The organism is Halococcus salifodinae DSM 8989 (genome assembly GCF_000336935.1).
GTDB classification, from domain to species: domain Archaea; phylum Halobacteriota; class Halobacteria; order Halobacteriales; family Halococcaceae; genus Halococcus; species Halococcus salifodinae.
This window is the reverse complement of sequence record NZ_AOME01000069.1, coordinates 1-23,362: the sequence shown is the minus strand read 5'-3', so window position 1 is coordinate 23,362 and position 23,362 is coordinate 1. Positions and strand designations below refer to the sequence as shown.

Annotated in this window: 21 protein-coding genes; 11 read left to right on the top strand and 10 right to left on the bottom strand. The window is 65.5% G+C overall.

Annotation, left to right across the window (positions count from 1 at the left end; translation table 11 throughout):
- The first annotated feature begins 128 nt into the window (after nt 1–128).
- The 4 genes from C450_RS12300 (at nt 129) to C450_RS12285 (ending at nt 3,764) form a co-directional block, all read left to right on the top strand.
- Nucleotides 129–2,069, top strand: a complete 1,941-nt coding sequence (locus tag C450_RS12300; RefSeq protein WP_005043811.1) for an OPT family oligopeptide transporter — start codon at nt 129–131, stop codon at nt 2,067–2,069.
- Between the two features lie 5 nt (nt 2,070–2,074).
- Complete coding sequence (locus C450_RS12295) at nt 2,075–2,425, top strand: PqqD family protein (RefSeq protein ID WP_005043809.1); 351 nt, start codon at nt 2,075–2,077, stop codon at nt 2,423–2,425.
- A gap of 136 nt (nt 2,426–2,561) precedes the next feature.
- Entirely contained in the window at nt 2,562–3,191 is a 630-nt protein-coding gene (locus C450_RS12290; RefSeq protein WP_005043808.1) for a metal-dependent hydrolase, read from the top strand.
- Between the two features lie 78 nt (nt 3,192–3,269).
- Complete coding sequence (locus tag C450_RS12285; RefSeq protein ID WP_005043806.1) at nt 3,270–3,764, top strand: GNAT family N-acetyltransferase; 495 nt, start codon at nt 3,270–3,272, stop codon at nt 3,762–3,764.
- 9 nt (nt 3,765–3,773) lie between these two features.
- Here C450_RS12285 and C450_RS12280 read toward each other — a convergent pair whose 3' ends face one another.
- On the bottom strand, nt 3,774–4,376 hold the full coding sequence (locus C450_RS12280; RefSeq protein WP_005043805.1) for a GNAT family N-acetyltransferase: 603 nt from the start codon (nt 4,374–4,376) through the stop codon (nt 3,774–3,776).
- Nucleotides 4,377–4,458: 82 nt separating this feature from the next.
- Here C450_RS12280 and mutS point away from each other — a divergent pair, with 82 nt between their 5' ends.
- The 4 genes from mutS (at nt 4,459) to C450_RS12260 (ending at nt 11,568) form a co-directional block, all read left to right on the top strand.
- Nucleotides 4,459–7,248 (top strand): DNA mismatch repair protein MutS, encoded by a 2,790-nt coding sequence (gene mutS, locus C450_RS12275; protein ID WP_049910194.1) that lies wholly within the window; start codon nt 4,459–4,461, stop codon nt 7,246–7,248.
- Nucleotides 7,232–8,896, top strand: coding sequence for a DNA mismatch repair endonuclease MutL (gene mutL, locus C450_RS12270; protein WP_005043803.1), 1,665 nt, complete (start codon nt 7,232–7,234; stop codon nt 8,894–8,896). Before mutS ends, mutL begins: the two co-directional genes overlap by 17 nt.
- Before the next feature lie 75 nt (nt 8,897–8,971).
- Entirely contained in the window at nt 8,972–10,453 is a 1,482-nt protein-coding gene (locus C450_RS12265) for a replication factor C large subunit (RefSeq protein WP_005043802.1), read from the top strand.
- A 53-nt stretch (nt 10,454–10,506) separates the two neighbouring features.
- Nucleotides 10,507–11,568 (top strand): zinc-binding dehydrogenase, encoded by a 1,062-nt coding sequence (locus C450_RS12260; RefSeq protein WP_005043801.1) that lies wholly within the window; start codon nt 10,507–10,509, stop codon nt 11,566–11,568.
- Here the strand turns inward: C450_RS12260 and C450_RS12255 are convergent, their stop codons facing one another.
- The 4 genes from C450_RS12255 to C450_RS12240 all read right to left on the bottom strand — a co-directional run bounded on the left by C450_RS12255 (nt 11,569) and on the right by C450_RS12240 (nt 14,851).
- The gene (locus tag C450_RS12255; RefSeq protein WP_005043800.1) at nt 11,569–12,315 is read right to left on the bottom strand and encodes an amino acid ABC transporter ATP-binding protein; all 747 of its coding nucleotides are present in this window, start codon (nt 12,313–12,315) and stop codon (nt 11,569–11,571) included. It lies immediately after the preceding gene.
- Entirely contained in the window at nt 12,312–13,142 is an 831-nt protein-coding gene (locus tag C450_RS12250; RefSeq protein ID WP_005043798.1) for an amino acid ABC transporter permease, read from the bottom strand. The genes C450_RS12255 and C450_RS12250 overlap by 4 nt, the downstream gene beginning before the upstream one ends.
- Nucleotides 13,143–13,182: 40 nt before the next feature.
- Nucleotides 13,183–14,190 carry a basic amino acid ABC transporter substrate-binding protein gene (locus tag C450_RS12245; protein ID WP_005043796.1) on the bottom strand — a complete coding sequence of 336 codons (1,008 nt, stop codon included), beginning with the start codon at nt 14,188–14,190 and terminating at the stop codon, nt 13,183–13,185.
- Between the two features lie 175 nt (nt 14,191–14,365).
- Nucleotides 14,366–14,851 carry a COX15/CtaA family protein gene (locus tag C450_RS12240; protein WP_049910184.1) on the bottom strand — a complete coding sequence of 162 codons (486 nt, stop codon included), beginning with the start codon at nt 14,849–14,851 and terminating at the stop codon, nt 14,366–14,368.
- A gap of 429 nt (nt 14,852–15,280) precedes the next feature.
- On the opposite strand from C450_RS12240, the gene C450_RS12235 reads away from it, so the two are divergent.
- Nucleotides 15,281–17,539, top strand: coding sequence for an NADP-dependent malic enzyme (locus C450_RS12235; protein ID WP_005043794.1), 2,259 nt, complete (start codon nt 15,281–15,283; stop codon nt 17,537–17,539).
- A 45-nt stretch (nt 17,540–17,584) separates the two neighbouring features.
- On the opposite strand, the gene npdG is transcribed toward C450_RS12235, so the two are convergent.
- From npdG to C450_RS12215, 4 genes are all read right to left on the bottom strand, one after another.
- Nucleotides 17,585–18,250 (bottom strand): NADPH-dependent F420 reductase, encoded by a 666-nt coding sequence (npdG, locus tag C450_RS12230; protein WP_005043793.1) that lies wholly within the window; start codon nt 18,248–18,250, stop codon nt 17,585–17,587.
- A 40-nt stretch (nt 18,251–18,290) separates the two neighbouring features.
- Nucleotides 18,291–18,494 (bottom strand): DUF7534 family protein, encoded by a 204-nt coding sequence (locus tag C450_RS12225; RefSeq protein WP_005043791.1) that lies wholly within the window; start codon nt 18,492–18,494, stop codon nt 18,291–18,293.
- A gap of 101 nt (nt 18,495–18,595) precedes the next feature.
- Nucleotides 18,596–19,474, bottom strand: a complete 879-nt coding sequence (locus C450_RS12220) for a TIGR01548 family HAD-type hydrolase (protein WP_005043790.1) — start codon at nt 19,472–19,474, stop codon at nt 18,596–18,598.
- Nucleotides 19,471–19,953: a UPF0146 family protein gene (locus C450_RS12215; protein WP_005043789.1), complete on the bottom strand. Its 483-nt coding sequence runs from the start codon at nt 19,951–19,953 to the stop codon at nt 19,471–19,473. The genes C450_RS12220 and C450_RS12215 overlap by 4 nt, the downstream gene beginning before the upstream one ends.
- A gap of 39 nt (nt 19,954–19,992) precedes the next feature.
- Between C450_RS12215 and C450_RS12210 the strand changes: the two genes are divergently transcribed.
- Complete coding sequence (locus C450_RS12210) at nt 19,993–20,514, top strand: archaemetzincin family Zn-dependent metalloprotease (protein WP_005043787.1); 522 nt, start codon at nt 19,993–19,995, stop codon at nt 20,512–20,514.
- 33 nt (nt 20,515–20,547) lie between these two features.
- On the opposite strand, the gene C450_RS12205 is transcribed toward C450_RS12210, so the two are convergent.
- Nucleotides 20,548–21,885, bottom strand: a complete 1,338-nt coding sequence (locus tag C450_RS12205; RefSeq protein ID WP_005043786.1) for a tryptophanase — start codon at nt 21,883–21,885, stop codon at nt 20,548–20,550.
- Nucleotides 21,886–22,189: 304 nt separating this feature from the next.
- Between C450_RS12205 and C450_RS12200 the strand changes: the two genes are divergently transcribed.
- Complete coding sequence (locus tag C450_RS12200; protein ID WP_005043785.1) at nt 22,190–23,275, top strand: AAA family ATPase; 1,086 nt, start codon at nt 22,190–22,192, stop codon at nt 23,273–23,275.
- The last annotated feature ends 87 nt before the right edge of the window (nt 23,276–23,362 follow it).

Below are 23,362 nucleotides of genomic sequence, written 5' to 3'. Positions count from 1 at the left end.
CGTTCAGTTAAAAAAAGCTATCGCCATCGTGGTGGATGGACGTTGTTTTGAGACACGGTAATCGCCCGCAAGCGAAGCGATTGCGCAATCTTTTCCCGATCCCGGAAGGTAGTCGGTCGTAGTTTTATATGGCACGGGAGAGTGGCACATCCGCGGAGACGACGGGTGTCGATCCGTACGTTCCAGCCGACAGCAGCACGACCGAACTCACGGTGAAGGCGGTCGTGCTCGGGCTCATGCTCAACGTCGTTCTGATGGCGGCGAACGCGTATCTCGGGCTGCGCGCCGGGCTGACGATCAGCGCCTCCATTCCGGCGGCGGTCATCAGTATGGGGATGTTTTACGGCCTCTCACGCATCGGGATCGAGGGGACGATCCTCGAGAACAACATCGTCCAGACGATGACCTCGGCCGGCTCGTCGCTGACTGCGGGCGTGATCTTCTCGCTGGCGGGCGTGGCCTTCCTCGGCGAGTCGATCGACATCGTGACGACGGCGACGGTTTCGCTGCTCGGCGGGGTTCTCGGTGTGCTGTTCATGATCCCGATGCGGCGCTATCTCATCGTCGATCAGCACCAGGAGCTTCCCTACCCCGAGGGGACCGCCTGCGCGGACGTCCTTCAGGCGGGCGAGCAGGGCGGGCGCGGCGTCCGGTTCGTCTCACTGGGGTTCATCGTGGGCGCGGTCTACATGGCGCTCGCGGACATCTGGGGCGTGATCCGGACGACGATCGAGGGTGCGTTCGCGGTCACGAACACCCGAGGATTCGCGCTCGGCGGAGATTTCACACCGGCACTCGTCGGCGTCGGCTACATCATCGGGCCACGGATCGCGGCGTACATCCTCGGCGGCGGGCTGGTCTCGTGGATGATGCTGATCCCGCTGCTCGTCACCGGCGGGATGGTCCCCCCCGATGCGGCCGGCGGGACGCTGTTCGAGCAGGCGAACGCGGTCTGGAGCAGCTACGTCCGCTACGTCGGGGCGGGCGCGATGATCGTCGGCGGGCTGTACGCGATCGCGTCGATGCGCTCGACGATCGTCGATGCCGTCCGGCTCGCGGGCGCGGAGTTCAGCGAGGGCCTCAACGGCGACACCGACCGCAAACGCACCGCCCGCGATCTCCCGATGGCGATCGTCGTCGTCGGCGCAGCCATCGTCGCGATCTTGCTCGTCGTCGTTCCACAGGTTCAGGTCGGGCTGTTGGGCGCGGTCATCGCGGTGATCGCGGCGTTCCTGTTCGTCGCGGTGTCGTCGTATCTCGTCGGCGTCGTCGGGAGCTCGTCGAACCCCGTCTCGGGGATGACCGTCGCGACGATCCTGATCGCCGCGGTCGTGCTCCGCTCGACCGGCGTCTCGGACCCCGTCATCGTGTTGACCACCGGCTCGGTCGTGGCGATCGCCGCCGCGGTCGCCGGCGATACCTCACAGGACCTCAAAACCGGCTATCTCCTCGGTGCGACGCCGCGCAAACAGCAGATCGCCCAGCTCATCGGGATCGGGCTGTCGGCGCTGTTCGCCGGCGGGATCCTCGTGTTCTTCAACCAGGCCTACGGTCTCGGGAGCCAGACCCTGCCCGCACCGCAGGCCGGGCTGATGGCGCTGATCGCCGAGAGCGTCCTCGGCGGGACCGCGAACTGGGGGATGGTGCTGATTGGTGCGACGTTCGCGGTCGTCCTCATCATGATGGATGTTCCAGTACTGCCGTTCGCGGTCGGGATGTACCTCCCGATCAGCCTGGCGACGCCGATCTTCCTCGGCGGCGTGCTGAAAGCGCTCGTCACCCGCTACGTCGAGCGAACGGGCGACGAGGAAGCGACCGAGCGCGCCACTCTCAACGGTCGTATCGTGGCCGCAGGCCTGATCGCCGGCGAGGCGATCATGGGGATCGTCGTCGGCGCGATCCGTATCCTCGGTATCGGCAGTGGCGGAACGATCCCGTTCCCCGTGGGCGTCGGTGATCAGCTCTCGCTGTGGCTCGGGGTCGTCGCCATCGGGGGACTCCTCGCGTTCATCGCCGCGAGCACGCTCCGCGGGGCGAAGGACACGGGCGACGTCGAGGAGCTCTACTGAGCACCGTGTCCGAGCGTTCCCCGACCGCGACGCCGATCCGCACGACCGAGGACTGGGACTGCGAGTGCGTCGACGGCAGTCGAAAAGTGACGATTCAGCGGCCGCGTCAGCCGCGGAATCGCGTCGACGAGCTCCTCTTCGATCTGTTCGATACGCCGACCGAGCGCGAACTCGAGCTCGATGCGGCCGGTAGCGTCGTCTGGTGTCACTGCGACGGGGACACCACGGTTGCGGAGGTCGCCGAGGAGCTCGCTGCGACCGTCTCCGACGAGCGCATCGAACCCATCGGCGACACCCTGTCGTACTTCCTGGCACAGCTGGCCGAACTCGATCTGATCCGGTACGCGGACGCCTGAGCACGGCCGCTCGGCGAACCGAACACGGAACGAACGGAAGTGGACTGCTCCGGGACGGTTGCTGTGCCATCCCCCAGTGTGACGAGCGAAGCGAATCCGGCGGAAGGACTATTCGCCGGTGCGCCGAACCCCGACCGTGCCATCGACGGTCGTCCACTGCGCGCTCGCGGGACTGCTCGCCGCCGGGTTGCTCGCCGACGCCTTCGACGCCCGTGCGGTCGCGATCGTGCTCGCGGTGACGATCGTTCCCGATCTCGATGCCTTCGCGGGATTTCTGATCCCGGGCGGCCACCGCTCCGTGCTCCACACCCTCCTGCTCCCTCTCGGGATAGCGGCGCTGCTCTACTACGACACCCGCGTTCGTGAGACGTCGTTCGTCCGGAGGCGGTGGCACGCTCGCGGTGCGCGAATCGCGTGGGTGAGCGTCGCTGCGGTCGCGTTCGCGGCCATCGGTCTCGATCTCGTCGGTGGTGGCGTGAACCTCTTCTATCCGATCCACGACCAGTTCTACGCCCTCTCGGGCGAACTGCTGTTCTCGAACAACCGTGGACTCGTCCAGACGTTCGTCGAACTCGGCGGTGGGGAGGCCGAGGCCGCACGTGGCTCCACCGAGCAGGTCCACATCAACTCCGGCGTCGATCCCACGCGTGGAGCCGAACCGGAAAACGTCGAGCGGGTCTTCCCGGTGGCTCAGTCGGGCTGGCAGCTCCTGTTGATCGTCACGAGCGTGTTCGTCCTCGCGGCCCGGCTGTGGGAGCGGCGGTGAGCACGGTTTCGGTCGACAGTCTCGCCGTGCCGGCCGCGCTGTCGGAACCCGTATCTCCCCGACCGACGAACGCCGCGTATGAACCACAGACCGTACGACCCCGACCGCGACGCAGCGGAACTCTGGGAGTGCAAGGCGGCGTTCGAGCGCGAACTCGGCGGGCTGGGTGCGGGCGAAAAGGCCGACACGTACGACGGGAAACTCACCGAGGACTACCGCGAGCGGTACCTCGCGTGGGTCGATCGCTGTGTCGAACGCGACGCCGACTGTGTGACCGTCGCCGAATCGAGCGACGAGGACGGGCTCGCGGGCTACGTTTTCGTCCTCCCCGAAGACCTCGCGATGATCTGGGACGCCGCGGTGTTGAACGAACTCTACGTTCGCGAGTCCGCCCGCGGGACGGGGCTCGCCGACGATCTCCTCGCGGCGGCGTACGAATGCGCTCGCGCTCAGGATCTCCCCGTCGACCGGATCGCGCTCGACGTCGGAACGAAAAACGACCGTGCGGCGAGCGTCTACCGACGCGAGGGGTTCGAGCCGTGGGGCAACCTCGTCGCGCGCGATCTCGATTAGCCCGCGATCTCAGTCTCCGGTCGCCTCGCGGTACTCCGACTGCGTGATGGTGTAGCGATATTCGTCGGCCACCTCGTCGCCATAGGGCACCCAGTTCCGCAGACGACCATCGCAGCGACCGCCGTGGGCTTCGATGTACTTCTCGATCGCTCGTTTGGATTTCTCGTTGTCGGCGTGGTGGGTGACCGCGACCACTTCGAGATCGAGGCGTTCGAAGGCGAGTTCCATCAGCGCCGCCGCGCGCTCGCCCGAGTAGCCACGGCCCCAGAAGCGCTTGCGGAGCCACGTCCCGAGGCCGCCGGTACGCCGATCCCAGTCGGGATGCAGCGAGCCGACGCCGGCGAACTCGCCCGCGCCGTCCTCGCCGTCGGCAGGACGAATGGCGTAGTCCGCGCTCTCGTCTTCGTTCCACCGCTTTTCCGCCCCATCGATGAACTCTTTCGATTCGTTGATCGTCGTGTGGGGCTCCCACGGCATGTACTGGGTGACCTCGTCCATCTCCGCACTACCATCAGCGTCCGAACAGATGCGATAGAACGCCTGGAGGTCGACGTTCTCGTGACAGAGACGTTCGAGTACCAGTCGATCGGTTTCGATGCGCTCGGGGAACATGATTCGAAATGAGATCCCCGGAACAAAAGCGTTCACCGAGATCACCCGCAAGTCTTTGTACGATGCCGTTCCGCGGGCGAGTATGGATGCCGCGCTCGGACCGCCGGAAGGGATGACGGCGAGTCGCGAGGACCTCACCCCGATGATGACGCAGTACGTCGAGCTGTGTGAGGCGTACGACGACGCACTCCTCCTCTTTCAGATGGGCGATTTCTACGAAGCGTTCTGCGGGGCGGCGGAGACGATTTCGCGCGAACTCGAGATCACCCTTACCCAGCGCGAGGACAGCACGGGAACCTACCCGATGGCGGGCATCCCGATCGACAACGCGGCGACGTACGTCGAAACGCTCCTCGATGCGGGCTACCGGATCGCAGTCGCCGAGCAGATCGAGGACGCCGACGAGGCCACTGGCGTCGTCGATCGGGCCGTCACCCGCGTCGTGACGCCCGGGACAGTCGTCGAGGACGAACTGCTCGCGCCCGGCAACAACTACGTCGCTTGCCTCGCGCGAGCGGACGCAGCGGACACAGCGGGCGGGGCACACGACACGACAGCCGAGCCAACAGCGGACGAAGCGGCTGCCACCGAAACCGATGGCGGAACCAGCGCGAAAGCGAGCGGAAATGGTGATGTGGAACCGTCGGGAACGACCCACGCCGTCGCGTTCGTCGACGTCTCGACCGGTGAGTTCCGCGCCACGAGCGCGGATTCGCAGGGAACGATTCAGGACGAGCTCGACAGGCTTGCTCCCGCGGAGGTCGTGCTCGCGCCGGAGATTTCGGACGGGAATTTCGATATCGACGGCATGGTGACGCCACACGACGCGGCGGCGTTCGAGCCCGAGACCGCTCGCGAGCGCGTCACGTCGTACGCACCGAACCCGGAGGCGGTGTTCGAGTGCGATGCCGAGATCCGGGCCGCGGGCGCGCTGCTCGACTACGCGGAGCACACCCAAGTCGCCGAGGGCGAACTCGGCCACGTCACCAGACTCACCAGGTACGATCCGCGCGAGCGCATGGGGCTCGACGCGACCGCACTCCGGAGCCTCGACGTCTTCGAGAACCACGCGGGCGGCGACGACCACACACTCGTGGCGGTGCTCGACGAGACCACGTGTGCGCTCGGGCGGCGGGAACTCGATCACTGGCTCCGTCGTCCGCTGCTCGATCAGGCGGTGATCGAGGCACGCCTCGACGCCGTCGAGGAGTTGACGCACGAATCGCTCGTCCGCGAGGAGGCCCGCGAACTCCTGCGGGAAGTGTACGACATCGAGCGACTCGTGGCGCGCGTTTCGCGCGGCCGGGCGAACGCCCGCGACCTCCGCGCGCTGAAGACGACGCTCGACGTCGTGCCACGGCTTCGAGAGGTGCTGTCGGATGCCGAGTCCGATCTGCTCGTGGAGTGTCGAGAAGGACTCGACGGGCTCGACGACGTCCGGGGACTGATCGGTCGCGCGATTCAAGCCGAACCCCCCGCCGAGATCACCGAGGGCGGCGTCATCGCGCAGGGGTTCGACGACGATCTCGACGACCTCCGGTCGACCGCACGCGAGGGCCGCGAGTGGGTGGCGAGCCTCGAAGACCGCGAACGCGAGCGGACCGGGATCGACTCGCTGTCGGTGGGTCACACCGAGGTCCACGGCTACTACATCGAGGTCACGAACGCGAACCTCGATGCGGTGCCCGAGGAGTACACCCGCCGGCAGACGCTCAAGAACTCGGAGCGGTTCTACACGCCCGAACTCGAGCGCCGCGAGGACGAAATCCTCGGTGCGGCCGAGCGCGCCGATTCGCGCGAACACCAGCTCTTTACCGACATCCGGGACGAGATCGCCGCCGAAACCGACCGCGTCCAGCACCTCGCCGACCATCTCGCGACCCTCGACGTGCTCTGTACGCTCGCGGACATCGCCGTCGAGAACGACTACGCCCGGCCCGAATTCGGCAACGACGGTATCGCGATCCGCGACGGCCGGCATCCGGTGGTCGAACGCCACGCCGAGTTCGTGCCGAACGACGCCGACCTGTGCGAGGAACCGTTCGCCATCGTGACCGGGCCGAACATGGCGGGCAAATCGACGTACATGCGCCAGATCGCGCTGATCGCGATCCTCGCCCAGATGGGGAGTTTCGTGCCGGCCCAGGAGGTACGCCTCCCGATCGTCGACCGAGTGTTCACACGAGTCGGCGCGAGCGACGACATCGCGGGCGGCCAGTCGACGTTCATGCGCGAGATGAGCGAACTCACCGACATCCTCCACGGCGCGACCGCGGATTCGCTCGTCCTCCTCGATGAAGTAGGTCGGGGGACCAGCACCACCGACGGCGAAGCGATCGCCAGAGCGGTGACGGAGTTCATCCACGACGAGATCGGTGCGACCACGCTGTTTGCGACTCACTACCACGATCTCACAGAGATTGCTGCGGAGCTCGACGGCGTCCAGACCCTCCAGTTCGCCGCCGATCGAACCGACGGAGAGGTGACGTTCCTTCACACGGTGACCGAGGGGGCCGCCTCGGCATCCTACGGGGTCGACGTCGCACGGATGGCGGGCGTTCCCGATCCGGTCGTCGAGCGCTCACGCGACCTCGTGTCGGGGACCGCCGGCCGGGATCGACCGAGTGGAGACGACAAGCGAGATGGCCACGATGACGGCGGCCCTGCTGACGGCGGCCACGGTGGTGAAGCGGACGACAGCAGCGGCCGTGCCGACGCCGATTCCGCGGCCGAAACCGACCGGGACGAAGCCGCTATCCGCGCCGAGATCGTAGCCGAACTACGGAGCCTACGGATCGCCGAGACGACGCCCGTGGAGGCGCTCGTCCGGCTCGACGGGCTCAAACGCCGACTCGATGACGAGAATCACTGAACTCAGTACGGTAACGATCGAACGCATCGCGGCCGGCGAGGTCGTCACCAGGCCTGCGAGCGTCGTGACCGAACTCGTGGAGAACGCGCTCGACGCCGGCGCTGACAGCATCGAGATCGCCGTCGAGAACGCAGGTCTCGATCTCGTCCAGGTCGCGGACGACGGCCACGGGATGACCGAGGCCGACGCCCGCCTCGCCGTCGAGCGCCACGCAACAAGCAAGATTCACGACGTGGACGACGTCGAGCGCGTCGCGACCCTCGGTTTCCGGGGCGAAGCGCTGCCGAGCATCGCGCAGGTCGCGCGCCTCGAACTCACCACGAAGGCCGAAGAGAGCGGAGCGGCCGGCACACGGGTCGTCGTCGATGGCGAGGAGAAAACGACGGGGCCGGCGGGCCGGGCGGTCGGCACCACGGTCTCGGCCACCGATCTGTTCGCCAACACGCCGGTACGCCGGAAGTCCCTCGCCACGCCGAAACGCGAGTTCGCCCGGATCAGCGAGACGGTTTCGGACTACGCGCTGACCCATCCAGACGTGCGATTCTCGCTGACCCACGACGATAGAACTGTCCTCTCGACTCCTGGTTCGATGAGCTACACCGACGCGATCCTCGGGGTGTACGACCGCGAGGCGGCGAGCCAGAGCACCGTGTTCCGTCGGGGAGACGAAGACGAGGGTGGCGACAACCAGTCGTCCGACGGGGTCAGCGTGAGCGGGCTCGTGGTCTATCCCTCCATCACTCGGTCGACGCCGGCACACGTCACCACCGCGATCAACGGCCGCGCGCTCGACGACACGACCGTCAGGAACGCCGTGACGCGGGGGTACGGTAGTCTGCTGCCCGACGATCGGTATCCGATCGCCGTGGTCGACGTCGCTTTGCCACCGGAGCAGGTCGACGTCAACGTCCATCCATCGAAGGACGAAGTCGCGTTCGCCGATCCGGATGCAGTCGCCGAGGTGGTCGAGCAGGCCGTCTCGGCGGCGCTCGCGACTCAGGACCTCGCACACACGGGAGAGATCGCGTTCGATCTCGACTCGTCGCTCGGCGAGCCCGCGTGCGAGTCGACGTTCGACGCGATCGGGGTCATCGGCCAGTTCCGCGACCTCTACCTCCTGTGCGAGGCCGACGACGATCTCCTCGTGGTCGACCAGCACGCCGCCCACGAGCGGATCAACTTCGAACGCCTCCGGGAAGCGCTCGACGACGGGATCGATTCGGTTCCGATCGAGCCGACGTCGCTCTCGCTGACGGCCGCGGAGGCAGCGCTCGTGGACGCCAACGCCGAGGCCCTCGACGCGCTCGGCTTTCGGATCGAAGCCGATAGCGGAGCGTACCGGGCGACGGGACTGCCCGCGCCGCTCGGCCGCGTCGCGGAACCGTCGGCCGTTCACGACGTGCTCGACGCGTTCCTCGCTGGCGACGGGCCAGAAAACCCACGCGAGGAACTTTTGAAGGATGTCGCGTGTCACCCCTCGCTCAAAGCCGGCGACTCCCTCACCGGCGAGGACGCCGCCAGGCTGGTCGAACGCCTCGGCGCGTGCGAGCAGCCGTTCGCGTGCCCGCACGGCCGGCCGACGGTGCTGACGATCGACGAGGAGACGTTCGCGCGCGGGTTCGAGCGGCCGAACACGCGGTTCGACTGATGGAACGCATCCCGCTCTCGACGCACTTCGAGTTCGTTCGGAACACCTAACCACGGTTCGCGTGTAACGCCGACAATGGTTGATTGGACCGAGAAGTATCGTCCGTCGACGCTCTCGGAAGTGCGTGGCAACAACAAAGCCCGAGATGCACTCGCCGAGTGGGCCGAGACGTGGGACGCACATGGAGAAGCCGTCATTCTCCACGGCGCGCCAGGCGTCGGGAAGACCTCGGCAGCCCACGCGCTCGCGGCCGACATGGACTGGCCGACGATCGAGCTCAACGCCTCCGACCAGCGCACGAAGGCGGTCGTCGAGCGGATCGCGGGCGAGGCCGCCAAATCCGGCACGCTCACCGAGGGTGGGGCGGGCCGACGGCTCGTCGTCATGGACGAGGCCGACAACCTCCACGGGAACGTCGACCGTGGCGGCTCGCGCGCGATCACGAGCCTCGTGAAGGAGGCCGGCCAGCCGATGATCCTCATCGCCAACGAGTTCTACGACATGTCGAACTCCCTCCGCAACGCCTGCGAGACGATCGAGTTCCGAGACGTCGGGGCACGCTCGATCCTGCCCGTGCTCCGTGACATCTGCCGCCGGGAGGACGTCGAGTACGAATCCGACGCCCTGGAGGCGATCGCCGAGGCCAACAGCGGCGATCTCCGGGGGGCGGTCAACGACCTCCAGGCGCTCGCGGAGGTGAACGAGAAACTCACCGCCGAGGCCGTGGTCACCGGCGACCGCGATCGCACGACCGGAATCTTCGATTTCCTCGACGCGCTCATCAAAGAGGAGGACGCAGAAAGCGCACTCCGATCCTCCTACGACGTCGACGAGACCCCCGACGACCTCATCAACTGGATCGAGGACAACGTCCCGAAGGACTTTCACGGGCCTGAACTCGCCGACGCCTACGACAACCTCGCGAACGCCGACCGCTGGCTCGGGCGGGTGCGAGCCACCCAGGACTACTCGTACTGGCGCTACGCCGGCGACGCGATGACGGCGGGCGTCGCGGCCGCGAGACGGGAGCCGAAGGGTGGCTGGACGCGGTACGGCCCGCCGAGCTACTGGTCGAAACTCGGACGATCGCGGGGCACACGCGAGAAGCGCGATTACGTCGCCCAACACATCGCCGAAACCGGCGGGATGAGCATGGCGAGCGCGCGCAACGACGTCATGCCATTTTTGTCGGCGATGACCCACCACTGTACGAACCGGGAGCTGACGGTGACGATGGCCGCCAGATATGATCTCGACGCCGAGCACGTCGCCCACATTACCGGCAGCGGGAAGGATACCAACAAAGTACAGAAGATCGTCGCCGACGCCGCGGAACGCCGCGACGAGGAGGCGGTCTCGCACGCCGAGGGCGCGTTCGAGGGCGCGACGCGAACCACCGAGGAACCGGAAACGAGCGACGACCCGGATGGCGAGTCGAGCACGGACGGCACGGCTGCGGAGTCGACGGATGCAGAAGACGAGAACGACCGGGACGAGAGCGCTGGCGACGATTCCGCAGCCGACGACTCCCAGTCCGGTCTCGCGGACTTCTACTGAACTGGCCCGTGACGGTCGGCGAGGCTTTTGACCGTCCGGGACGAACGCCGCGCATGCGCGCCGCAGTCCTCCACGAGTACGGCGAACCGCTCGCGATCGAGTCGATCGCTCCGCCCGACGTCGAGAACCACGGAGCCGTGGTCGCGGTCGAGGCCTGCGGCATCTGCCGGAGCGACTGGCACGCGTGGCAGGGCCACGGCGAGTGGGCCGACGACAAAGTTCCTCGTGGGCAGATCCTCGGTCACGAACCCGTCGGCCGGATCGTCGAAACCGGCGATCACGTTACGCCCTTCGAGGGCGGCGAACGCGTCGCGGTGCCGTTCAATCTCGGGTGTGGTGACTGCGGGGCGTGCGTGACCGGCCACGGGAACGTCTGTCCCGACGATCGCGCGCTGGGGTTCGAGCCCGCTGCACCGGGAGCGTTCGCCGAGCGGGTTCACGTCCCCCATGCCGCGTACAACCTCACGGCACTCGGGGAAGGCGTCGCGCCGGTCGACGCGGCAGCGCTCGGCTGTCGGTACGTCACGGCGTTCAACGCGCTCGTCCGCCGCGCCGACATCGCGGCCGGCGAGTGGGTCGCGGTGTTCGGCTGTGGCGGCGTCGGACTCTCAGCGGTGCAGATCGCGAACGCGCTCGGCGCACGGGTCGTCGCGGTCGACGTCGACAACGCGACTCTCGACCTTGCGAGCGAGATCGGCGCAACCGAGACGGTGAACGGAGCAGAAACGAACGACGTGCCGGGAGCGATCGCGGCGCTTACCGACGGCGGCGCGCACGTCACGATAGACGCGCTCGGGCGGCAGGAGACGTGCCGCGACGCGGTCGAGAGTCTCCAGCGGCGCGGCCGTCACGTCCAGGTCGGGCTCACGACCGACGCCGAGCGCGGCGAGATCGCGCTGCCGACCGACGCGATCGCCCGGGGAGAGATCGACTTTTTAGGAGTTCGCGGCCTGTCGCCGACGGGCTACGACGAGGTGCTCCGCCTCGTCGAGAGCGACGTTCTCGACCCCGGCCGCCTCGTCACGCGCGAGGTCGGACTCGACGACGTTTCCGATCGGCTCGCCGCGATGGACGAGTACGAAACGCGGGGGATCGAGGTCGTCACCGAGCTGTAGTCAGAGCAGCCGCGAGAGGAACTGCTGGCCGCGTTCGGTGTCGGGATCCGAGAAGAAGCGTTTCGGCTCGCTGGTCTCGACGATCCGACCCTCGGACATCAAGACGACGCGGTCGCCGACCTCGCGGGCGAACCCCATCTGGTGGGTCACGACCATCATCGTCATCCCTTCCTCGGCGAGACCCCGCATCACTTCGAGCACCTCACCGACGAGCTCGGGGTCGAGCGCGCTCGTCACCTCGTCGAACAGCATCACCTCGGGCTCCATCGCGAGCGCACGGGCGATCGCGACCCGTTGTTGTTGACCACCCGAAAGCGCGTTCGGGTAGGAGTCGGACTGGGCCGAGAGCCCGACTCGATCGAGCAGTCCCTCGGCGCGATCGGTGGCCTCGGCCTTCGAGAGTCCGCGCACCTTCATCGGGCCGAGCGTGACGTTTTCGAGCGCGGTCTTGTGGGGGAAGAGGTTGAAGCTCTGGAACACCATCCCGATGCGCTGGCGGAGCCGGTCGACGTTCGCGCCCGGAGCTGAAATGGACTCGCCCGCCAGTCGGATGTCACCCGACTGGATCTCCTCCAACCTGTTTGCACACCGCAGCAGCGTCGACTTCCCGCTGCCGCTCGGGCCGACGACGACACAGACCTCCTGATCGTCGATCGCGAGATCGATGTCCGTCAGCACGTGTGCCTCGCCGAAGTACTTGTTCACGCCCTCGAACTCGACGAGCGACGCGTCGTGTGACCGGCTCATCGTCGATCACTCGCGGGGTCGGCGCGCGCTTCGAGATAGCTGACGAGCTTGCCGAGCGGGATGGTGATCAGGAGATACGCGACCGCGACGATGACGATCGGGGTCCACGCATCGAAGTTGTTGCTGTTGACGTTCCGGAACGCGCTGATGAGCTCCGGCACCGCGATCACGGTCAGCAGCGAGGTGTCCTTCACGAGGATGACCTGGTCGTTACCGATGGCTGCCAAGGCGTTGCGCCACGCCTGCGGCAGCACGACCTCGCGCATCGACTGGATGTACGAGAGCCCGAGCGAGCGGGCGGCCTCCATCTGACCGTCCGGCACGGCCTCGATACCGCCGCGGATCGCCTCGCCGATGTACGCCGCGTGGTTCAGCGTCAGCCCGATGATGGCCGCGGGCACCGCGAAGTTCGTGATCGGGAACGCGCCCGGCGGCCAGAACGTCGGCACGCCGAGGAAGATGACCATCAGCTGGAAGAGCAGCGGCGTTCCGCGGAAGAACTCGATATACCCGCGCGCGATCGCTCGCGTGAACCGCGTCTGGGAGACACGCCCGAGACCGACGGCGACGCCGGCGATGACCGACAGCACGCTGCTGATGACGACGATGCGAAGCACCGTGACGAACGCGTCGGTGAACTGTGGATGGACCACCTCCACGAGGAGGTCGAAGTCGACCTGCACGATCACGATGTACGCGAGAAACGCCGCGACACCGAGGGTGAACACGCCGGCGACGGCGACACCGACCCACTTCAGCGTGTTGTCGTTGAGCAACCGATTCCCGGTATCGTCCGTCGTGGTCGCGTCCGAATATGACTCGGTCATTGATGATAGTTAGCAGGACGCAGTGATAGCTGTTGGTGGTTCAGGCGTCGAAGTACTCGTTGTAGATCTCCTCGTAGGTGCCGTCGTCCCTGATGGTAGCGATCGCCTCGTTCACCCGCTTTTTGAGGTCATCGTCGTCCTTCCGGAAGGCGATACCGTACTCCTCGACGGTGAGGGTGAGATACGGCGGGGCGTTCTTGCCCTGATCGGCGGCCTCGCCTTCGCCCTCGACGAACCGGGCGATGTCCGAGTTCTCGTCGACGAACTGGCCGTTGACGGTGTTGTCGTTGATGACCGCGACGACCTGGTTGTTGTTCAGTGCGCTGAACGCGCCGGGGATCTGGTCGTAGGACTGGATGGTGAGGTCGCCGTCGAACTCCTCTTTCAACCCCTCGGCAGCGCCCTCGCCGGTCGTCCCCTTCTGGACGCCGACGCTCTTGCCTTTCAGATCCTCCTTCGCGGAGATATCGCTGTTCTGGAGCACGACGATGGTCTGATACGCCGTGAAGTACGGGTTCGAGAAGTCGACCTTCTGTGCGCGCTCGTCGTTGATCGTCATCGCGCTCATGATGACCCGGAAGTTACCGTTGTTGAGCGACGGGATGATGGTGTCGAACGCGGTGGGTTTGAAGTTCGGCGTCATGCCCAACTGTTCGCCGAAGACCGCATCGGCGATCCCGACGTCGAACCCGACGAGTTCGTCGTCGTTCGTGCGATACTCGAACGGCTTGTACGGGATGTCCGAGCCGATCACGATGGTCTCCTGTTCGGCCGAATCACCGCTCTCGTTCCCGTCACTCCCGTCGCCACCGCTCTCGTTTCCACTTCCGCTGCCGTTTCCGTCACTCGCGTTGTCACTGCTTCCGTTGCCGCCGTCCCCGCCGCCACTACCGTTGGTACCGCCTCCACCGCCACCGCTCTCGTTTCCACCATCGCTGCCGTTTCCGTCGCCACCACCACCGACACAGCCGGCGAGCGATAGTGCCGCCACACCCGCGCCAGTCGCCCTCAGATACCCGCGTCGCGTCGTCAGATCGTTACGATCCATACCCTGCGTGAGGATAACGAACGTTTCAACCTTTCGCCGGCGTCACTCCGTGAGTCGGACGAGAGCGTTTCCAGAAACGCGCATCGACGATCGACCCTGGACACTGGATCACAAAAACGGGATGTTAGTTCAGCGCCGGGCGACCGAACGGCGAGAAACAGGATCGGGGAGCGCCTCAGTCGTCGGCGCTCATCCCGGTGGCGGTACCGGCGCTCGTTGGGTTGGTGTCGGGCGTTTCGTACGCCCACACGGTGGTGGCGATCAGGGCGGCGAAGATCACGAGGGCGGCGGCGTGGTGAGTTACCTGGACCAGCGCGGTGTAGATCGTCACGGTGGCCCCGCCGAGCAGGACCTGCACCGGCAGCACGACGAGCGCGACCGTGCTCGCGATGCGGGTCCGGCGGCTCTTCCCGTCCCGCCACGCCACGTAGGTCGTCCCGAGGATGAAGAATCCAGTGATCATCGCGACGAGGCGGTGGAACCACTCGATGAAGCTCGGCCAGTTCGCCGGGAACAGCCCGAACACCGCGCCGTTGCACAGCGGCCACCGCGCCCCACACGACAGTCCCGCGCCCGCCGCGGCGGTGTACACTCCGAGCAGGATGAGCGCGAACGTCATGCCGGTGGTGACGGCAGCCAAGTGCCGAAATCGGAGTCCCATCGACGGAACTCCGTCCTGAGCGCACTTATCTCTACCACATTTTTACTGTGCTACGAGACGGCTCCGCCGTCTCGGCATGACGAAAGACGCCTCCGGCGTCTTTCGAACCACGTCGGTCTCCTCGCTCGTCGGCTCCGCCGACTCGCTGCGGGGACCACTCCTTGTAAAAACCTGGACTAAAAATACCCGCGAGCGCCTTTGGCGCTCGCGGTAGAATTTCTGGCGCTTTCCGCACCGCACCCGTTCCGCACAGCACCGCCGAAGCCCTCGGGCGCTCCCTACGGTCGCACCCTCGCCCTTCATCCTCCAGGCCCGCACCGCCGACCGCAACCGCACCCACGCGTCACTCCACGACAGGCCACGTAGTTCGTCGATCGTCGAAAATCTCTTTCGGATAGATTTTTTACCCCGTCCCCGAAGAGGGTCGGCATGGGACTGGACGAGGACTCACTGGAGTACCACCGTCAGGAGCCGCCGGGCAAGATCGAGATCGCCACCACCAAACCCACCAACACCCAGCGAGACCTCTCGCTGGCGTACTCGCCGGGGGTGGCTGCGGCCTGTGAGGAGATCGCCGCCGACCCCGACGATGCCTACACCTACACCGCCAAAGGGAACATGGTGGGCGTGATCTCCAATGGATCGGCAGTGTTGGGCCTCGGCGACATCGGCGCGCAGGCCTCCAAACCCGTGATGGAGGGGAAAGGAGTTCTTTTCAAACGCTTCGCCGACATCGACGTCTTCGACATCGAACTCGACGAGGCCGACCCCCAGGAGATCATTCGAACCGTCGAAGCGATGGAGCCCACCTTCGGTGGCATCAATCTCGAAGACATCAGCGCGCCCGAATGCTTCGAGATCGAGGAGAGCCTGCGAGAGTCGATGTCGATCCCCGTCTTTCACGACGATCAACATGGAACGGCGATCATCTCCGGCGCGGCGCTGCTGAACGCCGCCGACATCGCCGACAAAGACCTCGAGGAGTTGGAGATCGTCTTCTCGGGAGCGGGCGCGAGCGCGATCGCCACCGCACGATTCTACGTCTCGCTCGGTGCGCGTAAGGAGAACATCACGATGTGTGACTCCTCGGGGATCATCACCGAAGAACGCGCCCAGCATGGCGACGTCAACGAGTTCAAACGCGAGTTCGCTCGCGACGTTCCGGAGGGCGATCTCGCGGACGCGATGGCGGGCGCGGACGTCTTTGTCGGGTTGTCGATCGGCGGACTCGTCGACGAGGAGATGGTGCGCTCGATGGCGAGCGATCCCATCGTCTTCGCGATGGCCAACCCCGACCCTGAGATCGGCTACGAGCAGGCCAAAGCCGCCCGCGACGATACGGTGATCATGGCCACCGGCCGGTCGGATTACCCCAACCAGGTCAACAACGTGCTGGGCTTCCCCTTCATCTTCCGGGGCGCGCTCGACGTCCGCGCCACCGAGATCAACGAAGCCATGAAGGTCGCCGCCGCCGAGGCGCTCGCGGAGCTCGCCCAGCAGGACGTGCCCGACGCGGTCGTGAAAGCCTACGGCGACCAACCACTCCAGTACGGCCCCGACTACATCATCCCGAAACCCGTCGATCCCCGCGTCCTCTTCGAGGTCACGCCCGCGGTGGCGCGGGCGGCGATGGACTCCGGTGCTGCCCGGACGGAGCTCGACACCGACGAATACGTCGAGGAGCTCGAAGCCAGGCTGGGCAAATCCCGTGAGATGATGCGCGTCGTCCTCAACAAGGCGAAGGCCGATCCCAAGCGGGTGGTCCTCGCCGAGGGCGACGACGAGAAGATGATCCGCGCCGCCCACCAGATCGCCGAGCAGGGCATCGCCACGCCCGTCCTCATCGGCGACCGGGACCAGATCTGGGCCACGATGGAGTCGCTGGGATTCGACTTCGAGCCCGAGATCGTCGACCCCTACGAGGACGACCTCGAACCCTACGCTGATCGGATCCACGATCTCAGAAAGCGCAAGGGCGTCACCCGCACCGAAGCGGCCGACCTCGCCCGCGACGAGAACCACCTCGGCAGTGTGATGGTCGAGATGGGCGACGCCGACGCAATGTTGACCGGCCTAATGCACGACTACCCGTCGGCGCTCCGGCCGCCGCTCCAGCTGATCGGCACCGCCGACGACGCCGAGTACGCAGCGGGAGTCTACATGCTCGCGTTCAAAAACCGGGTAGTGTTCTGCGCCGACGCCACCGTCAATCAGGACCCCGACGCGGACGTCCTCGCCGAGATCACGCGCCACACCGCCGATCTCGCCCGGCGGTTCAACGTCGAGCCGCGGGCGGCCCTGCTGTCGTATTCGAACTTCGGTAGCGTCGACAACGAAGGGACTCGCAAGCCTCGGTATGCTGCACAACAGCTCCGCAACGATCCCAGCGCGGAGTTCCCGGTCGACGGCGAGATGCAGGCCGATACCGCCGTCGTCGACGATATCCTGGAGGGTACCTACGGTTTCTCGGATCTCGACGGGCCCGCGAACGTCCTCGTGTTCCCGAATCTGGAGGCCGGCAACATCGGCTACAAGCTGCTCCAGCGGCTGGGTGGTGCGGACGCCATCGGCCCGATGCTGGTCGGCATGGACAAACCCGTTCACGTCCTCCAGCGCGGCGACGAGGTCAAAGACATCGTGAACCTCGCTGGTGTCGCCGTCGTCGACGCTCAGGAGAACGGCGAATAGAAGAACGTCGAGCGGGCGATCGATCCCAGTAGCGCAGTAGCCGTTTCAATCGAACCTCACGCCGAGGTCAGCGAGACTCTCATTGTTGGCTGCGACGTTGATGAGCAGCGGTGTGAGGCTCTCGACCTCGGGGGCAGCCGCGAGCGGGCCGGCGTCAAGCCCGCGAAGCCCGTCGATGGCGTCGACGAGCGCGGTCACGGTGGCTTTCGCGGCCTCGTCGTCACCGACGACGGGCACGTCCCAGCCGAGATCCGAATCGAGGTCCGCGAGCCGACCGGCGGCGAGGCCGTGGAACGCGCCCACGACTGGGACATCCTCGGGCGCGGCGTCGGCTGCGAGCGCGGTCACGCTCCCGACGCCTGGCGGGTTGTAGTGCATCCCGCCCTCGTCGCGCTGCATCCCGACCGCGGGGCTCACGAGGATGGTGTCGTCGAGCGAATCCGCGACCGCCTCGACGGTGTCGGCGAGGTGATAGGCCGGAACGCACGCGACCGCGACGTCCGCACGATCGGCCGCCATCGGGTTCGCGAACCCGTTTACCTTCGCGTCGATGCCGCGACCCGCGAGTTCGTCCTCGTAGACCGCGGCGCGATCGCGGGCCTTCTCGGGATCGCGCGAGCCGACGACGATCTCGTGGTCGGTGTCGCGCGTCGATCGTAGTGCGAGCCCTTCGCCGATGTCGCCCGTGCCGCCGAGGAGTGCGATCCGCATGGCGTACCCTTCTCCGTGTGGCGAATAAGCGTTGCGAGCGTCACCCGTGGTCGATCGGGCGTCCGCCGCCCTCGGCGCGATAGACACGCCAGTACGAGTACGGAATGCCGACCACCAAAACCGGGATCGTGTAGTAGAGCTGTGTGAACGGGTCGGGTGGTGCGAGGACCGCGCCGAGGAAGAACGCGAGCGCCACGACAGCCAGCGACATCGCGAGGAACTGTCGAAAGCGCGACTTCGCCATGCTATTGTCCCGTTTGATTGGTGAATATGTGTTTCGACGATGTGACGCGCAAACGGACGACGTCGCCAGAAACCCGGCTCGCACCAAGCAGGGATGGCCGATTACGTCGGTTCCAGCAGTCCGTCGAGATCGTTCACCGTCTCGACCACAGCCTCCGCACCCGCTCGGTCGAACTTCTCGCGGCCGCGTTCGCCAGTGAGTCCGCCGGTCAGTACACCGATACCGAGGTACTCGCGGTCGGGGTCGGTCTCGTTCGCGTTCGTTGCCGTCCGGACGTCGTCGAGCGTGTCGCCGACGAAGACCGTCCGCCGGGCGTCGAACTCCTCGGCGAGCGCGACGAGTGCCGTCGGATCGGGTTTGCCGGGCGCGGGGTCGTCCATCGTGAACCGATGGTCGTCGGGCACGTCGAGCCCCACCCTGTCGAGCGCGATGTCGGCCTCGGCGGCCGGACGGCCGGTGAGGACGCCGACCGAAAAATCGGTCGTCAGCCAGTCGATCGTCGCCGGATCGACGAGGGTGGGCTCATCGTTGATGAATCCTTCACCGGCGATTTCGGGCTCCGGCTCGCCGCCTTCGAGTTCGCGGTAGAGCTCGCGCCCGAGATAGTGCTGCTGGAAGACATCGCGGAGTCGGTCGCGGTCCCACGTCGCGAGCACGCGCTCGCGTTCGGCGGGTGCGAGACTGTCTGCGACCACCGTCTCGGCGGCGTCGAGCCCGCCGCCCGTTCCCGCGATATGATCCGTGAACTCGTCGATCGTCATGTCGAGGCCCTCGCGCGACGCGAGGACGTGGAGCGCGATCGCGTGAGTGAGTTCCCAGTCGTCGTTGAACCCGCCGGCGTCCTTGAACGCCTGGAGATCGTCCCTCTCGATGGTCTCGTCGTACACCGTCGCGACCGACTCGACGACCGCCCGGCGGTACGAGTCAGCGACGTCCACGAGCACACCGTCGACATCGAGCACGACCGCATCGCCTCTCATGCGCGCTCGCCCCGTCGTCGCCCCGCGTCGCCGCGTGCGCCCCGTCGGTCGGGAGCCCGTACGTTCTCGCCTCGTCTGCTCCCGACAGGGCCGCGCTCGGTCGCCCGGAACAGCGTGCCGCCGGGGAGGGTTTCGGTCGCGGTCGGCACGGTCGGGAACTCGCCGCCGAGCGTAGTGAACAGAAACGAGACATCGACCTCTCGTGCGAGATCGCGCGCCGGCCGGTGGAGTTCGGGCGGGAGGTTGCGCGCGTAGATCGCGTCGGCGTCGGCGTAGGTTTCGAGGGTGGGGTCAGTCACGTCGTCGCGGACGAACGCGACGCCGTCAGGTACCGAACACGAACGGATATCAGTCGCCGTCACGGTCGCGCCCGTGTCGGCGAGCGCACCGGCGAGTCCGGTTCGCGTGCCGACGCCGACCTCGACGAGCCGATCGAACTCCGCGAGGCGCGCGGCGAGGGCGCGAGTGAGGGGGTTCACGTCGGGGTGTTTATGATTGGGGAGTCCTAATCCCTTCGCATGCACGTCGACATCGTGCCGGTCGGCGACGTCCCCGCGTCGATCACGCGGGCAGCCTCGGCCGGGCTCCGATCGGTCTACGACTGCGACGCCACGCTCCACGACGCCCGTTCGCTCCCGGCTGACGCCTACGACGAGGGCCGCGGGCAGTACCGTGCCGAGGCGTTCATCGAACTCGCGGGTCGGGTCGGCGCGGCCGAGAAGAACATCGCTCTCACCACCCAGGATCTCTTCTACCGCCGGCGCAACTACGTGTTCGGGCTCGCCTACCTCTCGGGCAACGGCAGCGTGGTCTCGACCTACCGGCTCCAGACACCCGCCGACGGCGGCCGCTCCGAACGCACCGAGGACGATGTCTTCTCAGAGCGCGTCCGCAAAGAGGTCGTCCACGAGATCGGCCACACGCTCGGCCTCGAACACTGCGACGACGACCGATGCGTGATGAACTTCTCGCCGACGGTACGCGAGGTCGACGTCAAACGACAGCACCTCTGTGGCGACTGCCAGCAGGTCGTCGACTGACCGCCCGGTAGACGACTCACCGCACCGTATTTCTCACTCGATCGGTCGAAGTTCGGCGCTGAAGTGGCGCAGTTCCTTCATTTCGGGTTCGTCGACGATCTCGTACCCCGAGAGCTCATCGCGGCGCTCCGCGACCGCCGCGAACGTCTCGGCGACGTGTTCGAGGTGGTCCCGGAAGTACGTCCGGCGGGGAAGGCAGAGCCGGACGAGCTGGTCTCGTTCGGTTCCGGGGAAGGCGAGCTCGCCGAGTTCGACCCCGCGAACGCCGCCCTCGCGGTAGAGCGCGCAGACGAGCGCCTGGCCCGGGAACTCCTCGCGGGGAATTTCAGGCAGGAATGCGCCAGCGTCGACGTAGACCGCGTGACCGCCGGTCGGCGTGCGGATCGGCACGCCGACCTCCTGAAGCAACTCACCGAGTTCGGCGACCTGCTCGACGCGCGATTCGACGTAGGGCTTCTCGACCGCTTCGCGCAGCCCGACCGCCATCGCTTCGAGATCGCGGCCCGCCATCCCGCCGTAGGTCGAAAAGCCCTCGTAGAGAATTCCACGCTGTCGGGCCTGTTCGTACAGTTCGTCGTCGTCCGCGCGCACGCCGACGAACCCGCCAACGTTGGCGAGGCCGTCCTTCTTCCCACTCACCACGATCGCGTCGGCGACCGCGAGCTGCTCGCGGGCCACGTCGGCGACGCTTTCGTCCTCGAACTCGGCCTCACGCTGCGTGACGAAGTAGGCGTTCTCGGCGAACCGGCAGGCGTCGACGATGAGCCGTGCGTCGAGGTCGTTCGCGACGGTGCGCGCCGCACGGAGGTTCTCGATGCTGACGGGCTGTCCGGCCAGCGAATTGTTCGTGATCGTGACGACGACGGCGGGGATCCGCTCTGCGCCGACCTCGCTCGCGAGCTCCCGAACCGCATCGACATCGAGGTTTCCCTGGAATGCGTCCCCCGACTCGCTCTCGATCGGGCAGTCGACGGGCTCGCCACCCGCGTTCGCGATGTGCGCTCGGGTCGTGTCGAAGTGGGTGTTGTTCGGGACGTAATCGCCCTCCGCAAGCAGCGCGCCATAGAGGACGTTCTCCGCGCCGCGGCCCTGGTGGGCAGGGACGATGCGCGAAAAGCCCATCACGTCTTCGACCGCGGATTCGAGGTGCTGGAAACTCTCGCTGCCGGCGTACGATTCGTCGCCGCGGTGTAGCGCCGCCCACTGCTCGTCGCTCATCGCCCCGGTCCCGCTGTCTGTCAGGAGATCGACGAACACCGCATCGGCGTCGAGTTCGAAGGCGTTGTAGCCCGCCTCACGGAGGTGGCGCTCGCGCGCCTCGCGATCGGGGAGTTCGATGCGCTCGACCGCCTTCGCTTTGTACGCTCGCATACGTCGTCTACGGCCGAAAACGTGAAAACGCTATCCGAGGAGAGACGTGGAACAGCGGGCGTTTTCGGCGCTTAGTGGCCATCTATGGTTGTCAATGTGGTTCGGATCGAGGATCGCTTAGTGTACTGGTGGTGTCTCGTTGCCAGTGGACCCTCATAACTTGCTTTCGTAGCTACTACCCAGGAACTGCAGAGTCAGGGGCGACAAAATCTTTTGGAGTGAATGTGAGAACACGCAAAAGATACAAATATTAGTCGTCCGAGTTGTTGTCACACATACCGTCCTTAGCTAACAGAGTATAACAATGACTGAAATCTCTCCGATTACACGTTCTACGAATGGTGCGACGTTCGTCAAAACAGACCTCCACGTTCACACTCCTGGCTCTTATGATGTAGATGAAGACATCTGTCCTGAAGAGTTTGTTGGGGCAATAATAGCAAAAGATATCGAACTTATAGCGATAACCGACCATGATTGCCAGGGTTGGTACCAAGAGATTCGAGATGCAGCAACAGACACCGATCTTGAAGTCCTCCCCGGCGTCGAAATTACTACGTCTCAGGGTGCAAAGCGGCGTGTCCACATGACAGCGATATTTCCACCGGAAAACGCTAACAAGGTCAACTACGTCCTGAACAATATCGGTATTGACCCGGTAGAAGCAGGGAATACGCAAGCTAGCGAGTCGATCTGGGAAATTTGCAACCGAATAAAAGACAACGATGGACTTCCTATTCTTGCACATATTGACAAAAAGGCTGGTGCCGACTTTGAATTCGATCGGAATAACCCTATTAAGGAGGATATATTTGACGAACAGAAGGTGGCGGCACTGGAGATTACGAAACGTGAAACATGTGATAGGGACGTATTTTCGGAGTTCGCCTTGATCACATCTTCAGACGCCCACCAATCCGACCAAATCGGCTCTCGAACCACGTACATGAAGATGGCAGAACCCTCGTTCGAAGGCCTTCAGATGGCGTTGCGTGACCCAGAGTCGCGGATTTCGCTTGACGAGAGTCACAGTAACCAAGCAGCGGTTACTGGGATCAGATGTAAGGGAGAATTCTTCGAAAACAAAGAATTGCAATTAAACAAGGGGCTAAACTGCCTCATCGGCGGGAAGGGGACCGGCAAGTCGACTGTCGTTGAGCAGATCCGTTACGCGCTGGATATCCCGCCACGCGTTGGTCGCATCAAGGATGAATACGAAGAACTGGTTGAGGCAACGCTCGGTGAAGACGGGATGGTTGAGATACATCTTTCGACCAATAAAGGACAGACGTATTCGGTACGCCGTGAATTCGGTTGTGAACCTGTTATTCATCGGCTGGATGGCACGCAGGTTCCACTGAGTATCGAACAGTTCAAAGGGCTGTGTTGAATCGCCATAGGGCGGTGGATTTCACTGCTTGACGGAGCGTTTGATGTTGTAGACGACACACATCAGGGTGATCTCTCGGAACTCGCG

Excerpts from the sequence above, each read along its gene's own strand:
- C450_RS12265 (WP_005043802.1), top strand. The coding sequence starts at position 8,972 with ATGGTTGATTGGACCGAGAAGTATCGTCCGTCGACGCTCTCGGAAGTG.
- C450_RS12285 (WP_005043806.1), top strand. The coding sequence starts at position 3,270 with ATGAACCACAGACCGTACGACCCCGACCGCGACGCAGCGGAACTCTGG.
- C450_RS12235 (WP_005043794.1), top strand. The coding sequence starts at position 15,281 with ATGGGACTGGACGAGGACTCACTGGAGTACCACCGTCAGGAGCCGCCG.
- mutS (WP_049910194.1), top strand. The coding sequence starts at position 4,459 with ATGGATGCCGCGCTCGGACCGCCGGAAGGGATGACGGCGAGTCGCGAG.
- C450_RS12210 (WP_005043787.1), top strand. The coding sequence starts at position 19,993 with ATGCACGTCGACATCGTGCCGGTCGGCGACGTCCCCGCGTCGATCACG.
- C450_RS12225 (WP_005043791.1), bottom strand. The coding sequence starts at position 18,494 with ATGGCGAAGTCGCGCTTTCGACAGTTCCTCGCGATGTCGCTGGCTGTC.
- C450_RS12280 (WP_005043805.1), bottom strand. The coding sequence starts at position 4,376 with ATGTTCCCCGAGCGCATCGAAACCGATCGACTGGTACTCGAACGTCTC.
- C450_RS12220 (WP_005043790.1), bottom strand. The coding sequence starts at position 19,474 with ATGAGAGGCGATGCGGTCGTGCTCGATGTCGACGGTGTGCTCGTGGAC.
- C450_RS12260 (WP_005043801.1), top strand. The coding sequence starts at position 10,507 with ATGCGCGCCGCAGTCCTCCACGAGTACGGCGAACCGCTCGCGATCGAG.
- mutL (WP_005043803.1), top strand. The coding sequence starts at position 7,232 with ATGACGAGAATCACTGAACTCAGTACGGTAACGATCGAACGCATCGCG.
- C450_RS12240 (WP_049910184.1), bottom strand. The coding sequence starts at position 14,851 with ATGGGACTCCGATTTCGGCACTTGGCTGCCGTCACCACCGGCATGACG.
- C450_RS12205 (WP_005043786.1), bottom strand. The coding sequence starts at position 21,885 with ATGCGAGCGTACAAAGCGAAGGCGGTCGAGCGCATCGAACTCCCCGAT.
- C450_RS12245 (WP_005043796.1), bottom strand. The coding sequence starts at position 14,190 with ATGGATCGTAACGATCTGACGACGCGACGCGGGTATCTGAGGGCGACT.
- C450_RS12250 (WP_005043798.1), bottom strand. The coding sequence starts at position 13,142 with ATGACCGAGTCATATTCGGACGCGACCACGACGGACGATACCGGGAAT.
- C450_RS12200 (WP_005043785.1), top strand. The coding sequence starts at position 22,190 with ATGACTGAAATCTCTCCGATTACACGTTCTACGAATGGTGCGACGTTC.
- C450_RS12300 (WP_005043811.1), top strand. The coding sequence starts at position 129 with ATGGCACGGGAGAGTGGCACATCCGCGGAGACGACGGGTGTCGATCCG.
- npdG (WP_005043793.1), bottom strand. The coding sequence starts at position 18,250 with ATGCGGATCGCACTCCTCGGCGGCACGGGCGACATCGGCGAAGGGCTC.
- C450_RS12255 (WP_005043800.1), bottom strand. The coding sequence starts at position 12,315 with ATGAGCCGGTCACACGACGCGTCGCTCGTCGAGTTCGAGGGCGTGAAC.